We start from the raw sequence: 15,995 nt of genomic DNA on the forward strand, positions 1-15,995 counted from the left end.
ATAATCCTGCGTGCCCAGTACGCCGGTGGTTGCGTTGGATTTGCCGTTGGCAGTAGCAGTCGGCATTTCACAGCCGGCGAATCCCGCGGAGGATGCTTGGGTACCGGCGGCATTGGCTGCGGCACTGCCGACTTCGGGAACACGGGAGATGTCTACCGCGACCACTGATTCGCCGCGAACTCCACCGTACGAGCCGAGGAACATGGCCACAGCCTGCGGGTAACGCTGAAGTTCAGCGGAAATATAGCCGCCAGGCAGGGTTGCGAGCCTCATTTTGACGTTTTCATAGTCCACAAGATCACCCTGGCCGCGCGGTACGGCGATATGCCCGCCGCGGGTCAAAATCACCTTGGTATTGGCGTCTTGCAGCAGTTCGTCAATCAGGCCCGGCTCACTGCGACGATCCACCTGATAGTCGATGTCGCCCTGTGCCAGCGGCAGGAAAGGCAACGCACGCGTGAGTGCAAGCGGGGAGAAATGTATATCTGCAGCCATGAGAAAGTCCCTTGTACTGGTTTACCGAGCCTTACCGAGCCGCCTGCACGCGGCGAACGAGCGAAAGTAGCGCACGGGCAACGGTTTCCGGGTGTTCCACGGCGCTGAAATGCCCGCAATCGGGGATGTCCACGAATTCGGCGCCGGCGATGCGTGCGGCCAGAGGCTTCATCACGCTGGGGTTGCTGGTGGGGTCGAGTTCTCCGGAGATCACGACGGTGGGCGCGCTGATCGTTTCCGGCACCGCGTCCATGTCCGGGCGGCCGTAGGTCATGCGCTGACGCCATGCCAGACCAGCTGGGGCCTGTTCTTCAATCCAATGGGTCATGGTTGTGATGAATTCCGGAGTCTTCTTCACGGTGGAGTCCCCTTCGGACGGCTTGGCGAAATGCATCACCGGTTCCACCGAGTCGGTCTGTTCCGCGGCATCGGCCATGGCGAGACGACCCTCGCCGCCGGTGCCATCGGATGCGGCCATCGTGTCGCACAAGGCCAGTCCGGCCACGGTCTGCGGATGGCGACGCTGTATATCCATCGCCACATAGCCGCCCATGGAAAGGCCGACCCAAATGGCTTGGTCATAGCCAGCAGACTTCACTAAGTCCACATAGGCGTCCGCCAGACGATCGAGCGCCTCCGTGTATGCGCCATTGGCCATCTGCGGGCCGGAATCCTCGGCACTGGGCACCGGGGACTCACCGGAGCCGGCCATGTCCGGAGCCCAAATCGGAAATGGCGGCACATCGTTCAAATATGAGAGGTCCGCAAGCGCTTTGGCGCAGACATCCCACATGCGGTGGTCCACCGGGTAGGCGTTCATCAGCACCACCGGCACGCCTTCGCCGTCACGATAGATATGATTTGCTAATTCGATTGCCATATTGATGTAACACTTCCCTTATTCAGTCACACAATTCAGTCACACACCGGCCCAGGCGAGCGCCTGGCGCACGATGCGGCCGTGACCATTGACCATCTGATCGACGAATTTATCCATCATGTCGCTCTTGGGATCGACCCATTCCACGTCGAGCGTCTCATCCTGCGGCTTGCAGTCGCCGGCGATGGCCACCACATAGCACAACGCAATCGCATGCTGGCGGGGGTCATAGTATTCGCTTAGGCCCGGGGTCGGGAAGAATTCGGCCACGGTGAACGGCTGCAGCGATGCCGGCAGCAATGGCAGCGCGATATCGCCCAGATCCTTGGCCACATTGCGGGCGATTGCTTCACGCAACGTCTCATGGAACAGCACACGGCCGGTAATCACCGTACGCTCGATCGAGCCATCGTCGGAAACTCGCAGCAGCGAACCGACCTGCGCGATGCGGCCCATGTCATCAGTGCGAACCGGCACGATCTCCACATAGGCGATGGGCATTTGGTGACGGGCGCGATTGATGTCCGCAGGCCCCAACCACCCTGGCGGATTGCCATGGCCTGAACCACCTCCGTGGATGAAGTCCTCAGGGGTGATGTTGTCGAATTCACCGCGTTTGCGATTGGCATCATAGTCGCCCTCACCGGGCACTTCATCATTCATGACTGGCATGCTTCCCATTATCGCGCGCGGAAGTCGGGTTTCCTTCACCTTCCAGCGAAATATGGGCAAACATTATGGACGAGCGTTTGGCTTGTGGCGCAAAACACGGCAAATGTTGGGTGGTGCTGACAAGCTGGTGCGCAGATACATAAACATCTGTACTTTCGCCCATTAAAGGAGACTCATATGGCGACCAAGGCCATTACTTCAGCGGATTTCGAGAAGACCATCACCGACAATGAGATCGTCTTCGTGGACTTCTGGGCCACCTGGTGCGGACCGTGCCGCGCGTTCGGCCCGATTTTCGAAGCGGCTTCCGACAAGCCGGAGAACAAGGACATCGCCTTTGTGAAGGTCGATATCGACGCGAACCAGGATCTCGCTCAGGCCGCCGGCATCCAGGCGGTACCTACGCTGATGATCGCCAAGCAGGGCGAAGTGATCTTCCAGCAGGCCGGCGCTTTGCAAGCCGCCGATCTGGATGATCTGATTGGCCAGGCCAAGGCGCTCGACCTCGCCACTGCCAAGGCCCAGGCTGCAGCCCAGTCCGCTGAGTGATTCGCCGTCAAACAGCATCACTATATTTGGTGGACTTGCACTGACACAACCACTACATATGCCGACTCTTGCGGTTCGCCGCAGGGTCGGCTTTTGTATTTCATCCAGTGCTCCGCCTATGATGTAGGGCAGTGTGTGCAGCTCAACGCTATGTAATCTGCACGATTTATGTGGTTCATAGAGTGACATATAAGAACTGAATCTGCAGTGCAGTGAGCTGCGAATCAATCCAAGGAGCGTAATGACGAGACACGCGAAGAAGACCTCCCCGCTGAAGTCCCTGAGCTTAAGCAAACGTCAGTGGGCCAAGATCGGTGCAGTAATCACCGCTGGTGGTCTTATCGCCGGTGCCGGGTTCCTGTCCCGCAACTTCTACCAGTCGGACACCGTACAGCCTTCTACCCATATCACCGCGTTTTCCGCCACCGACTCCGCGGCATCCCGTTCCGAAACCCGTGGCGCTCTCAACGCAGCCGATAAGAACACCACCTACGTCACTGTGAAGATCAATGGCGATTCCCGCGTGGTGCTCGGCGAGAAGAACGAGATGAAGACCGTGAAGGCCGTGCTGGATACCGGCAACATCACCCTTGACCCGGCGGACACCGTAAGCCCGTCGCTCACCAGCAAGGTGACCGAGTCCACGGTGATCACCATCGAGCGGGCCGGCGCCGATGTGGAAACCAACGATACGGACATTCCGTTCAACGAAGTCCGCAAGGAAACCTCTGACCTGCCCAAGGGCACTGAAAAGGTGGAGACCGAGGGCCAGAACGGTGTAATGGAGACTACGTCTCTGGTCACTCGCGCAGGCGGCAAAGTGGTTTCCTCCAACGTATTCACGTCCTGGGTCAAGAAGGCACCTGTAGATAAGGTGATTCTGGTGGGCACCGGTTCCACCGCTTCCAGCTCATCTTCATCGTCCAGCTCCTCTTCCTCCAGCCTCGGCACCACCGTGCCGGTGGGCGAGATGCAGACTTGGGCCCACGATTACCTGATTTCCAACGGCTATTCCGAAAGCGACTTCACCGCAGCCAACTTCATCATCAATCATGAATCCGGTTGGAGCCCCACCGCCGCCAATCCGTCCGGCGCCTACGGCTTGCCCCAGGCCCTGCCCGGAAGCAAGATGGCTTCCGCCGGCGCCGATTGGGCCACCAATTATCAGACTCAATTCAAATGGTTCATCAGCTACTGCAATAGCCGCTACGGCTCCATCGCCGCAGCCTATAGCCATTGGCAGCAGTACAAGAGCTACTGAGAGCTGCAATTCCAACTTCCAAGACCCCGCTGATATGCGGGGTCTTCTTGTCGGGCAGAGTTCCTCGGGCAGTGCTAGATTTGAATTCATCTGTGAGATTTTCCAAAGAGTTAGGGAAGAACATTGACCATCGCTGATTTGCTGCAGATTCTTCGCAAGCATATCGTGGCCGCGATTATCTCATTCGTAGTAGTTTTCGCCGCCGTCGCAGCCGTTACCTTCATCATGCCGCCGAAGTACACGGCCACCGCCGAGGTGTTCGCCACCTACACCGGCCAGTCCGGTGAAGCCCAGAGCACCAACGATATGAGCTCCGGTACCAACTACCTGAACACCCAGATCAAGACGTATCCGGAACTGGTAAAGACCGAAGCCGTGCTGCAGCCGGTCATCGAAGATCTCGGTTTGGATATGACCACTGCTGACCTCGCTCAGGTTGTCACCGCCACCAACCCGACCAACACCTTTATGGTGGACATTTCCGCCGAGGTCGGCGACCCGCAGCAGGCGGCGGACATTGCCAATAGCGTTTCCCGCAATTTGGCCAAGCAGATTTCCTCTGATCTGTACAACAGCACCGGCAAGGCTCCCATCAAGCTCACCGTGGTGCAGAAGGCGCAGGTGCCGACCGGCCAGAGCTCCCCTAACATCCCGCTGTATCTGGCTGCCGGTTTGGTGCTCGGCGTGATTGTCGCCGTGGGCGTCGCCCTGCTCAAGGATATTCTCAACACCAAGGTGGATACCACCGAGGATGTGCGCGAGGCGCTGCACGCTTCCTCCCTTGGCACTGTGCCGTCTTCCGCCATGCTGGATGACAGCCGCCCGGTCGTGGTGGCACAGCCTGCTGGCAGCGAAGCCGAAGAGTTCCGCCGTATTCGCACGAACCTTTCCTTCCTCACCACCACCGCCACCGAAGGCCACGGCCGACTGCTGGTCATCACTTCCACCGACCCGTCTGAAGGTAAGACCACCGTCTCTTCCAATGTTGCCGCTGCCCTGGCCGAAGAGGGCAAGAGCGTGCTGCTCATCGATGCTGATCTTCGCCACCCCTCCGTGGCCCATAAGTTCGGCATTGAAGGCCATGTGGGTCTGTCTCATGTGCTTTCCCGCCAGGCTTCCCCGGCCGATGTCATCCAGAAGTATTGGAAGGCGAATCTGCACATTCTGCCGGCCGGCAAGCGCCCGGCCAACGCCAGCATCCTGCTGAACTCCGACATTATGCGCGAACTGGTCGAGCAAGCCCTGACTCAGTACAACTATGTGATCATCGATACCGCTCCGCTTTCCGTGTCCAGCGACGCCGTGGTGTTCGGCCGCATGGCAGGCGGTCTGGTGCTGGTCACCGGTAAGGGCGTTGTGGAGAAGAAGGAGCTGGAAGGCACCGCCACCGCACTGAAGACTGCTGAGGTTCCGGTGCTGGGTTACATCTTCAACTTCGCCGATCCGAAGAAGATTCATTCCAAGAATTACTACTATTACTACTACGAGAATGGCGAGAAGCGTAATTCTCGCAAGGGTAAGAAGCATAAGTAAGTTATGATGAAATCCGCATAGAAAAAACCCGCGCATGTTAGCGCGGGTTTTTTCTTTACTCTATCCACCTTAAGCGAATGGAATAATCACTCAGCCGTCTCAGACTCAGTCTCAACAGCTTTCTTACGGCCACGACGCCTCATAGTGCCGGCCACTGCATCTTCGATATTGAAAATCACCGTCTTGTCTTCCGGGTAAGCCGCGCCCTTCACCGACTGATAGGCGATTTCACCTTCCGGAGCTTCCGCCAAAGTGAAATGCTCAAGCAGCGCGGCAACCAACGTAGCATCCTTCAGGCTTACGGAAGCGGTCTGCTTCTCCTCGGACTTGCTGAACTTCAATGCATTCGTGGCCTTGGCCGTGGTAGGAGTCACAGCAATCTGCTTGGTCTTTTCATTGATAAGAACCTTCACGTACGCCGGGTAGCCGAGCTCGGCAGCCGTAGCCTTATTGAACTTCACCGCCGATGCGGTAACGGTCATAACCGTCTTGCCGACTGGCTTGGTCAGATTAATCTCCTCAAAACCTTGAAGCAAGGATGCCATTATTTCCTCCTATATATACAATTTTCCGACATATTAGAAGATAAATTATTCTAATAAATTCCATTTTATTATAACCTACTACTGCCGTAATTACTAATATAATTATTTATCCGCTTTTATTGATTTACTAGTTTCTTTATGCCATATAAGTTTTCGATATAGAAAATCAATAGAAATCAGCAAAGTCGGTCCGGTATTGTCTCGCGCATCAAGCCTGCACTCCCCTGATGTTTTACCATCGCCATACCTCGATTAGTAAAGAAATCTAGTATGTTATCCCATATCACTTGTTCAAGTCTCATCGCTGAATAGACTGACATTCTGGAATATTGTGAGTAAGCCATCGTAAGAAACGAGAAGAGACATGGGTTCAGAAGAACATCCTGAATTGAATGCTGATACCCCGAAGGAACCGGCTCCCCGGGATATTGTTGACACCTTCTGGGACATCCCACCAATTTCTTTTGATGAGAACGCCAAACCTGCCACAGCCACTCCATCAGGCGACGACGCAGCATCCAAGCTCAAACAGGAACCGGCTTCTTTCGCATCCCCCAGCTTCGACGATATTCTTCAATGGCCTTCTACCGGAACCGCAGCACCGGCAAACAATAATCAGCCTATTGATGCGCCAAGTTTCCCAGCCACGGGAAACAGCAATGACGGAGCGGCCAGCACGAATTTTGCCGAAGTCTCCGGCAAGAGTAATGGTTCCGCCGACAAGACACAGGCTGTTCCGCCCCTGTTCGCTCCGGTTTCATCCACGCCCAACACCACCTCCGCTCGCAAAACCGACGATTTGGATATTGATTTCAGCGCCATTGAGCAAAAGCCCGCTCCCGTTGAAGAGCCAAAGCCATCGGCAGCCGCTGAACATGCCACAACCAAGCAGGGGAATAATAAAACAAAGATCATTGCCACTGCAGTGGTTGCCGCATTGGTGGTCTCCGGAGCTGCGGTCGCCGGAGGCCTATGGTGGCGCACGCAGCAGGACGATCAGGAAGCACAACGCTTGCATCAAAGTGCCTTGACTCAGTGCACTACTGCGGTTAGCGATTACACTACTGCACAAAAGGCACTGACCAAGGCCTTGTCTGATGCGAAAAGCGCTCAGTCGATTACCGCCGACCAGGTAGCAGATGCCGCCACCGTGGATACGTTGAGCAAGGCCGTTGCCGCGGTGAAGAATGCGGAGACCATCGAATGCAAGTCTTCAGCGTCCACTCAGCAATTGCAGCAGTTTGCTCAAAACGCTAAGGATCAGACCAAGACCGCGAAGAGCAACACCAAGGCCATTACCGATGCCGTGCAAGCTGTCAATACCAGCAAGAGCGCCAAGGATGTGGCCAATGTACAGCAGACGCTGCAGGACAAGGTTTCTGAAGCACAGACCCTATTGACTAACAGCTGGGGCCTTGTTGAGAACAACCAGACGCGTATCGATCTGGAAGCCGCCATCAATAACGCCAACACCGTCCTTGCCCAGCAGACCAATGACACTCAAGCCATGCAGGATGCGGTAACTGCGCTGGATACCGCCACCCAGGAGGTCAACACTTCCATGGCCAACTACTCCGCAGCCGTGGCAGCGCAGCAGCAGTATGCTCAACGACGTAGTACAACTACCCCTGACTCCACCACAGACGACACCAGCGGTGATGAAGAAACCACAACGACTCCACAAACAACTCCACAAACAACTCCACAAACAACTCCACAAACAACTCCAGAATCCTGAAATATGGAGCTTCGCAAAAACCTGACTTCCCTCTGTCAGTGCAGTTGCTGAGGGGGAGCCAACCTCAGCAAAATAATGCCGGTGCCATTCACATCGATGGCACCGGCACATTTTCATTTTAACGAGATGATTACTTACTTCCCTTGCGTCTCATGCTTATACTGCGCGAAAATCCTCACTCCATAAGCCAACGCGCACAAGCCTGCAATAGCGGCCAATAGCACAGCCGTGCTCACACCAGTGGAGGCCAGCACACCAGTCGGCTGCGCAGTGGCGTTGGTCGTGGCAGCAGCACCATTGCTGTCATTGCCGCCATTTGTAGCGGTTTGCTTTACCGTACCCGCATTGGTCTTATCAGCGTTCTGCTTGCTGCTATCGTTTGTCGTTCCAGCGGAAGTGCTGTCTTTACTTGTAGAGTCATTGCTCGAATCGCTATTGTTCCCGCTATTCGAAGCATTATCGTCACCCTTCGAATTGCCGGAAAGCGCTCCCAGAATATCGTTATTCCATTTCTGCAGGGCGGACAGGAAATCCTCATGGTCCTGCTTGAGCTGATCATGGTCATCTTTCAGATTCTGATGAATCTGGTCAAGATGCTTCTGCGTATCCTGAGCATCCTGATGTAAGGTGTCATGCGTGTCTTGCAAACGGTCATGGGCATTGTCAACAGCACCCTTGATATCATCATGAGTCTGTTGCGCATCCTGCCAAGCCTGCTCGTTGTGTTGGCGGATATCGTTCGCATCATCATGCGCCTGCTGATGCAGGTCTTCCGCATGCTGCTTCGCGGTATCGATGTCTTGCTTGATCTGACCGTTCGTTTGATGAATGTGGTTCAGGGCGTTGCTCACATCTTCCGGCACCGTGCCGCTGATGTTGGTCTGGCCTTCAATGTCGATAGTGGTGTCCGCGAATGCGCTTGCCGGAAGCGCTCCTGCAAATCCAAATACACCAGCCGCCGCAGCTATTGCCGCGATAATCTTCTTCTTACGCATTCTCATCACCCCGCGCTGTTTCAACGATCCAGCCTATCTGGCATCCGCGGTATACGGGCACTTCTCCCCCGCTACACCGTTCACCGAGCATCTTAGGTCGATGAGCCTCAAACGTATATCGACAGTTATAGGTCAAGATGCCTAATTTTAAAAAGCTAGCAACAAATAAATTGAATAATTCTCATACTTTTTCATATAGCACCTTGCCTTCGCGGTTAATCTGCGTTCTCAGGGATTCGGAAATGGGCGCGTCCAAGTTAATCACATCCACCTTCAGCAGCGACCAAAGATCATCCTGAAGATGTCTCTCCAATCCGTCGAAATCGGAACAGCCAGCCACAGCAAGGTCTATGTCGCTTTTCGGCCGATTGGTGCCCTTCGCACGCGAGCCGAACAACACTACCTTACGCGCGTTGAATTCCGCGGCGAACAGACGGATCTGGGCATATACATCTTCAATGGGAACCCTCATTGCCGCCTCCAGACCGCACATAACCCGCGATACGACTTGCCGTTATCGCCATCATACGACCGGTAGGGATAAACGCGTGCATGGCTATATAGAGAGTGCTTCTCTCAGTCGCCCGGAAGCCTGCACCTTCATCGGGCGCGCACTGGTTCTGGCGGCGAGCCCGGCATCCAGCAGCTCTCCGATATACTTTCTCGCGCTCTGTTTGGAGAGCCCAAGATGATATGCGGCATCGTCCAACGACAGATATTTCGACGAATCGAACAGTTCCTCCTGCACAATGGAATACAGCAGATCAATAGCATTGGGCGACAACCCGTGTTGTTCAGCAATCCGCTTGCAGATATCGCTGCTCTTGCCAAGCCGATCCACCTTTTCGCCCAGCTCGTCAATCAATTCACTTTGCGCCTTTTGAATGAAACCAAGCATCGTGTTCACGAAAAATGTGAGTTCCCCGCAGTTCAGCTTATCCTCTGCTTCCGTGAATGCCTTGTAATAGGCATTCTTGTTCTCCGCAATGATTCTTGATAGCGATAGCACGGTCGGCATAGTGAGATCGTGATTCAAGTACAAGGCAAGCAGGTAACGGCCTGTTCTGCCGTTGCCATCGTAAAACGGGTGCACGTATTCGAATAGAAAATGGGACATAATTGCGGCCAGCACATGCGGTATCTCATCGGATTCGACCAGATGAATCATGTCAGCAAGCAAGGCACTGATGTTTCCTTCGCCTTTGACACCGCTATGAATTGGCGTTCCATGCGGGCCAAGCACTTCCACATCGCTTTTCCGGAAGAGCTCACCGTCCGGCTTGTCCTTTTGAGCAATCTCATCCAATGCCACTTTGTCATATATGTCGCGAATATCCGCGATTCCCAACGGCAGCGTGGCGTCTTTGTCAGTGAGGTTCAGGTAGAGTTTCGCAAACTCACTGAATCTCGCCTTGGATTTATCGCCCTCTGCCCTAGCTTTTTCCGCGGTCTCCACCGCACGCTTGATTTCCTTACGCGTGCTGCGCACACCTTCCATCTCATTGGTGGCGAGTAGCTCCTCGCTGATGGAATGCCTGATGTAGTCCCAACGCATCACCCCCGGTATCTGGTTCCACAGCTTTGACACGAGCCGCTCAGCGAGGAGTATGCGTTCCATAAGCAAGGTTGTTTCCCGCGGCATGGCGGTAAACAATTCCCCCAATGGAGTGATGATTCCCGTACGGAACGTGGAATCGGCATCGAGACGTTGCCGGGCAAGCCGTTCATGGTTGTTATACGAATCATTCGATCTATCGGCATGGAATAGCCGCGCCAAACTTCTATATTTCATCCCCATAATGCCGATTGTCTTCCTCAGAAAGATGTTTAGTTATAGAAACTATAACTAAATATCGGAATTTGGTCAATGGATTGTATGTAGATGATAATAAATATACTTTTGCGTCATAAATTAACCATGTTGTGATTACCTTAATCGTGATATGGTTAAGTGTGGCATTGTTATTTGGTGATATGAAGGAGCTGGAATGTTCATCGCGCGTGAGCATGAGTTGCAAACACTGGAACGACTGTATGCCAGCGATTCCTTTGAAATGGTGGTGCTGTATGGCCGACGGCGCGTGGGCAAGACCGCTTTGATTGACGAATTCGTCAAGGATAAAGACACCTTATATTTCACCGCGATACAGCAAAGCGCGAAGCTGAATCTCGAGGACTTCTCCCGCACGGCACTGAGATTCTTCGGCATGCCTGATTCAATGCCAGCGTTCGGCAGTTGGTCTTCCGCGCTACGATTCGTGGCGCAGCAAGCCGCTGAATCCAAGCGCCGCTTCGTATTCGTATTCGATGAATTCCCGTATGCGGCAGCTGCTGAGCCGTCGCTGCCATCCATCATGCAAATCGCCATCGATCACGGGCTGCTGAGCACGAATGTGACCATGATTCTCTCCGGAAGCAATGAAGGATTCATGGAAAACGATGTACTGGGCCGCAAGAGCCCACTGTACGGTCGACGCACCGCGCAGATCAGGCTCCTGCCGTTCGATTACGTGGATGCGGCCAAGTTCCTGCCCTCTACCGACCCATATGACCTAGTGAACTATTACGCCGCATTCGGCGGCACACCGTATTATCTGGCCCGCATCAACGAATCGGAAGGCTTCGAGGCCAATGTGTTGCAACTCATGTTCGACAATCTCGGGCCTCTTCGCGAGGAGCCGATGATGATGCTGCGCCAGGAGCTCCGTGAGCCTGCAGCATATTACTCCGTGCTGCAATCCATAGCCGCCGGTAATTCTTCACCGAAGCTCATCGCCGAACACGCCGGCGTGGACTCCGATGGGGTCAGTAATTATCTGAAGACGCTAACGTCTTTACGCATCATCGAGCGCATGGTGCCGTTTGGCGACAATCCCGAGAAATCACGCAAGGGTATGTATGTAATCGCAGATCCGTTCTTTGCATACTGGTTCCGATTCGTTGGGCGCAATATGAGCATCATCGAAACCGGAATCAGCGAGCGGGTCGCTCGAAAACTCGCTTTCGGGCCGGCATTCGAGACTTACGTAGGCCAGCAATTCGAGACCATTTGCCGGCAATGGCTTGTACGCGCCAACGCGAACGACATGCTCCCCTTCATCGCGACGCAGTTCGGCAAATGGTGGGGTAACGATCCAATAGCACGAGAGCAGACCGACATCGATGTGATCGCCGCGAATCCGCAAGACAAGCAGCTACTTCTCGGCGAATGCAAATGGCGGAATGCCTTCAACGAGACGGAAGCCTTGGAACGATTGCACCGCCGCGCAGCACTCATCCATGGATATTTGCCAGGCAATACGAAATTCATGCTCTTCACCAAGAACCCCGTGAGCGAAGCCACCCGGAACCGCTACCTACACGACGACTCCACCGAACTTATCACCGCGGAAAGCATGTACACGCGTTAGTACATTACAGGGTCGCCGGCGTCTCGATCCGCCATACCATTGCCGAACCATGCACCGTAAGGTCATGCAAAAGTGGGGCGGCGGAACCGTTGAAGTTCCGCCGCCCCACTGTTTTATGTGCGATTTACGCGCAGACTATTTGCTTCCCTGAGAATCAGTATTCGTTGGGGATGAGCACTACCTTGCCGTCGGCCACGTCTTTGAGGTGTTTGCCGTAGGGGCTCTTGCCGTAGCGCTGGGCGGATTCGAGGAGCTCTTCCTTGCTAATCCAGCCGTTCTCGTACGCGATCTCCTCGACGATGGCGATGGGCAGACCCTGGGCGCGCTGCACGGTGCGCACGAACTCGCCCGCCTCGTACAGGGAGTCCATGGTGCCGGTGTCCAGCCAGGCGTAGCCGCGGCCAAGCGTACGCACGTTGAGGGAGCCGTCCTCGAGGTACATCTTGTTGAGGTCGGTGATCTCCAGCTCGCCACGGGCGGAGGGCTTGACCTGCTTGGCGAACTCGGTGACACGCTCATCATAGAAGTACAGGCCCGTCACCGCGTAATGCGACTTCGGCTGAGCAGGCTTCTCCTCGATGGACACAGCTTTCTTGTTCTCGTCGAACTCCACCACGCCATAGCGCTCAGGATCATCCACATAGTAGCCGAAGACGGAAGCGCCCTCGCCGTTCTCCGCCTTGGCGACGGCCTTGCGCAGCGTGGCGCCCAAGCCGTTGCCGTAGAAGATGTTGTCACCGAGGACAAGGGCGCAGGGTTCGCCGTCGATGAATTCCTCGCCGAGGATGAACGCCTGGGCCAGGCCGTCCGGGCTGGGCTGCACCTTGTAGCTGAAATGCACACCATAATGAGAGCCGTCACCGAGGAGCTTCTCGAAGTTGGGCAGGTCCTTCGGCGTAGAGATGATCAGGATGTCACGGATGCCCGCGAGCATCAGCACGCTCAGCGGGTAGTAGATCATCGGCTTATCATACACCGGCAGCAACTGCTTCGACGTCACCGTCGTCAACGGGTAAAGACGGGTACCGGAACCGCCTGCAAGAATGATGCCCTTCATTGTCTGTTCTCCTTACTTGGACAGTTCCTTGGCCACGTAGGTTTTGAGGGTTTCCTCCCAGTCGGCGGGCGTGTAGCCGGCCTCGCCGATCTTCGTGAGATTCAAGGCGCTGTGGGTGGGGCGCGGGCTGACCGGGTTCTTCGCGTTGGCGAAGTACTCGGCCGTCGAAATCGGCTTGACCTTGCTTCCGTTGCCGTTCGTCAGGTCGAACACCTCAGCGGCGATTTCCGCCCAGGATTTCACCGCTCCGGAACCCGTCAGATTGTAGGTGCCGTACGGGGCGTGGGAATCGAGCAGATGGAAGATGGCCTCGGCCATATCCTTGGTGAACGTGAGACGACCAAATTGGTCGTTCACCACGGTCACCTGGTCCAGCTTGTCCTCCGGATCATTGACGCGGTTGGACAGCGTCATCATGGTCTTCACGAAATTATGCCCCTCACCGATCACCCAGGAGGAACGCAAAATGTAATGCTCGGGAGCGTTCGCCACCGCGATATCACCCGCCGCCTTCGTCTGACCGTACACACCCAACGGGGCGAACGCCTCCGTCTCCGTATGCTCCTCGGCGGTGCCGTCGAACACATAATCCGAGCTCACATGCACCAGCGTGATGTGATGCTCCCTCGCCACCCTGGCCAGCAATGCCGGGCCCTGCGCGTTCGCCTTCCACGCGACAGGACGCCCCTCCGGGGTCTCGGCCCTGTCCACGGCCGTGTAGGCGCCAGCGTTGATGATCGTCCCGTACAGGCTCCAATCATACCTGTCGTACGCAGCAGGGTCGGAGAAATCGAACTCGTCGATATCCGTATACTCGAAGCCCTCCAAGTGATGCGCCTCCGCGTAGGCGCGGATCGCATGGCCCAACTGGCCGTTGCAGCCCGTCACCAAAGTGCGCTTCGGAGCCATCGGCTTCGCATCCCTCAACATCGGATGATGCAAATCGGCCTCGCTGCGCTCCGACTCCTCCAACGGAATCGGCCACTCGATAGCCAGCTCCGGGTCCGCGAGGTTCACGAACGTATAGGTTTTCTTCTGCTCCAGGCTCCAATGCGCGTTCACCAAGTACGTGTACACGGTCCCATCGGCCAACGCCTGGAAGCTGTTGCCCACGCCACGCGGCACATAGATCGCCTTCGACGGGTCCAACCGGGTCGTAAACACCTGACCGAAGGATTCGCCCGGCCTGAGATCCACCCACGCGCCGAAGATCTCACCCGCCGCGATCGAAATGTACTTGTCCCACGGCTCCGCATGAATGCCACGCGTCACACCCTTCGTCGCATTAAACGAGATGTTGTTCTGCACCGGACCGAAATCAGGCAGACCCAGCTTCAGCATCTTTTGACGCTGCCAATTCTCCTTGAACCAACCACGATTATCACCATGCACCGGCAGATCAAACACCAGCAAACCCGGAATATTCGTCCTGGCGACCCTCAAATCCTTCTCAAACTCAAACGACATGATCGAAAACTCCTTACCTCATTCCCTTTACGAAACCTGAAAACCCCGTGAGCGACACCATACGGGAATCGGGAACACACGCCCCGAGCCCATAGACGCGAAGGGAGGGGCCCCGGGAACACCCCGGCAATCCCCTCCCGACGGTTCACTGTCCCTGCCGCTTGTACCTGGCCTCGGTGGCGGCCTTCGCAGGCTCCCACCAGGCACGGTTCTCCGTATACCATTCGATGGTCTGCTCCAGGCCGGATTCGAAGTCGGTGTGCTTGGGCTTCCAGCCGAGCTCGGTCTGCAGCTTGGTGGAGTCGATCGCGTAACGGCGATCGTGGCCCGGACGATCCTTCACCCAGTCGAACGCGTCCTCGCTCTGGCCCATCATCCTCAAAATCATGCGCAGCACGGTGATGTTGTTCTTCTCCCCGTTCGCGCCGATCAGGTAGGTCTCGCCGATACGCCCCTTGGTCAGGATCGTCCACACGCCCGTGGAATGGTCGTCCGTGTGGATCCAGTCACGCACGTTCTCGCCCTTGCCGTACAGCTTCGGACGCATGCCGTCCAGGATGTTCGTGATCTGACGCGGAATGAACTTCTCCACATGCTGATACGGGCCATAGTTATTGCTGCAGTTCGAAATCGTGGCGCGGATGCCGAACGTGCGATGCCACGCACGCACCAACAGGTCCGAGCTCGCCTTCGTCGACGAATACGGGCTGGACGGATGATACGGGGTCTCCTCCGTGAACTTCGCCGGATCATCCAGGGCCAGGTCACCGTACACCTCGTCCGTGCTCACGTGATGATAACGCACATCATACTTGCGGGCGGCTTCCAGGAGACGGAACGTGCCCTCCACGTTCGTCCTCAGGAACGGCTCCGGGTTCGCGATGCTGTTGTCGTTGTGCGATTCCGCAGCGTAATGCACGATCGCGTCATGCCCCGGCACGATCTTGTCCAGCAATTCCGCGTCACAGATGTTGCCATGCACGAACTCCACCCGATCACCAAGAATGTTCTTGATGTTCTCCAGATTGCCCGCATACGTCAACGCATCCAACACCGTCACATGCACGTCCGGATGGTTGTTATACACGTAATGGACGAAATTCGAACCGATGAAACCACAGCCACCGGTCACAATAATGTTATGAGGAGTAAATTCTTCAGACATAGTTCCTTATCCTACTGCGGCGCATTCCTCGAGGCCCAATAAGTTCAAACACTGTATATACGTTCTTCACACACACGTTATGCACATTTAGCCGACGCAGCCGCTCTCCTCTCCCCTCCCATTTCTCAAGCAATCGCGGTCTGATATCCCCAATAGCCGATAAGGGCGGTTATGTCAGATTTCCTGTGTTCCTGTTTGGTGTTTTTTGTGGGGGTCTGGCGTGAGTTC

General features: G+C 55.6%; 14 protein-coding genes and 1 pseudogene. 5 read left to right on the forward strand and 10 right to left on the reverse strand.

Features of this window, described 5'->3' with window-relative positions:
- Positions 1–132 precede the first annotated feature (132 nt).
- From CSQ86_RS10125 to CSQ86_RS07755, 3 genes and pseudogenes are all read right to left on the reverse strand, one after another.
- Positions 133–495, reverse strand: a pseudogene (locus CSQ86_RS10125) (NAD(+) diphosphatase); the annotation flags it as partial.
- A 31-nt stretch (positions 496–526) separates the two neighbouring features.
- A complete protein-coding gene (locus tag CSQ86_RS07750) occupies positions 527–1,375 on the reverse strand; it encodes an alpha/beta fold hydrolase (protein WP_100494525.1) in 849 nt (282 codons plus the stop codon).
- Positions 1,376–1,414: 39 nt separating this feature from the next.
- The gene (locus CSQ86_RS07755; RefSeq protein ID WP_100494526.1) at positions 1,415–2,047 is read right to left on the reverse strand and encodes an NUDIX hydrolase family protein; all 633 of its coding nucleotides are present in this window, start codon (positions 2,045–2,047) and stop codon (positions 1,415–1,417) included.
- A 177-nt stretch (positions 2,048–2,224) separates the two neighbouring features.
- On the opposite strand from CSQ86_RS07755, the gene trxA reads away from it, so the two are divergent.
- The 3 genes from trxA (at position 2,225) to CSQ86_RS07770 (ending at position 5,390) form a co-directional block, all read left to right on the forward strand.
- Positions 2,225–2,596 carry a thioredoxin gene (trxA, locus tag CSQ86_RS07760; protein WP_100494527.1) on the forward strand — a complete coding sequence of 124 codons (372 nt, stop codon included), beginning with the start codon at positions 2,225–2,227 and terminating at the stop codon, positions 2,594–2,596.
- 241 nt (positions 2,597–2,837) lie between these two features.
- A complete protein-coding gene (locus CSQ86_RS07765; protein ID WP_100494528.1) occupies positions 2,838–3,857 on the forward strand; it encodes a G5 domain-containing protein in 1,020 nt (339 codons plus the stop codon).
- 123 nt (positions 3,858–3,980) lie between these two features.
- The gene (locus CSQ86_RS07770) at positions 3,981–5,390 is read left to right on the forward strand and encodes a tyrosine-protein kinase domain-containing protein (RefSeq protein WP_100494529.1); all 1,410 of its coding nucleotides are present in this window, start codon (positions 3,981–3,983) and stop codon (positions 5,388–5,390) included.
- Positions 5,391–5,476: 86 nt separating this feature from the next.
- Here the strand turns inward: CSQ86_RS07770 and CSQ86_RS07775 are convergent, their stop codons facing one another.
- Positions 5,477–5,935: a hypothetical protein gene (locus CSQ86_RS07775; protein ID WP_100494530.1), complete on the reverse strand. Its 459-nt coding sequence runs from the start codon at positions 5,933–5,935 to the stop codon at positions 5,477–5,479.
- A gap of 364 nt (positions 5,936–6,299) precedes the next feature.
- Between CSQ86_RS07775 and CSQ86_RS07780 the strand changes: the two genes are divergently transcribed.
- A complete protein-coding gene (locus tag CSQ86_RS07780; protein ID WP_100494531.1) occupies positions 6,300–7,673 on the forward strand; it encodes a hypothetical protein in 1,374 nt (457 codons plus the stop codon).
- A gap of 134 nt (positions 7,674–7,807) precedes the next feature.
- Here CSQ86_RS07780 and CSQ86_RS07785 read toward each other — a convergent pair whose 3' ends face one another.
- From CSQ86_RS07785 to CSQ86_RS07795, 3 genes are all read right to left on the reverse strand, one after another.
- Positions 7,808–8,668, reverse strand: a complete 861-nt coding sequence (locus CSQ86_RS07785; protein WP_100494532.1) for a conjugal transfer protein — start codon at positions 8,666–8,668, stop codon at positions 7,808–7,810.
- A gap of 181 nt (positions 8,669–8,849) precedes the next feature.
- On the reverse strand, positions 8,850–9,161 hold the full coding sequence (locus tag CSQ86_RS07790; RefSeq protein ID WP_240542370.1) for a nucleotidyltransferase family protein: 312 nt from the start codon (positions 9,159–9,161) through the stop codon (positions 8,850–8,852).
- Between the two features lie 63 nt (positions 9,162–9,224).
- The gene (locus CSQ86_RS07795; protein ID WP_100494534.1) at positions 9,225–10,466 is read right to left on the reverse strand and encodes a Fic family protein; all 1,242 of its coding nucleotides are present in this window, start codon (positions 10,464–10,466) and stop codon (positions 9,225–9,227) included.
- Positions 10,467–10,656: 190 nt separating this feature from the next.
- On the opposite strand from CSQ86_RS07795, the gene CSQ86_RS07800 reads away from it, so the two are divergent.
- Positions 10,657–12,078: an ATP-binding protein gene (locus tag CSQ86_RS07800; protein ID WP_100494535.1), complete on the forward strand. Its 1,422-nt coding sequence runs from the start codon at positions 10,657–10,659 to the stop codon at positions 12,076–12,078.
- Positions 12,079–12,232: 154 nt separating this feature from the next.
- Here CSQ86_RS07800 and rfbA read toward each other — a convergent pair whose 3' ends face one another.
- From rfbA to rfbB, 3 genes are all read right to left on the reverse strand, one after another.
- Positions 12,233–13,135 carry a glucose-1-phosphate thymidylyltransferase RfbA gene (rfbA, locus tag CSQ86_RS07805; RefSeq protein ID WP_100494536.1) on the reverse strand — a complete coding sequence of 301 codons (903 nt, stop codon included), beginning with the start codon at positions 13,133–13,135 and terminating at the stop codon, positions 12,233–12,235.
- Between the two features lie 12 nt (positions 13,136–13,147).
- Positions 13,148–14,602, reverse strand: coding sequence for a sugar nucleotide-binding protein (locus CSQ86_RS07810; protein ID WP_100494537.1), 1,455 nt, complete (start codon positions 14,600–14,602; stop codon positions 13,148–13,150).
- Between the two features lie 145 nt (positions 14,603–14,747).
- On the reverse strand, positions 14,748–15,767 hold the full coding sequence (gene rfbB, locus CSQ86_RS07815) for a dTDP-glucose 4,6-dehydratase (protein ID WP_100494538.1): 1,020 nt from the start codon (positions 15,765–15,767) through the stop codon (positions 14,748–14,750).
- Positions 15,768–15,995 lie beyond the last annotated feature (228 nt).

It is taken from the genome of Bifidobacterium felsineum, from assembly GCF_002802915.1.
In the GTDB taxonomy this organism is placed as follows: Bacteria; Actinomycetota; Actinomycetes; order Actinomycetales; family Bifidobacteriaceae; genus Bifidobacterium; species Bifidobacterium felsineum.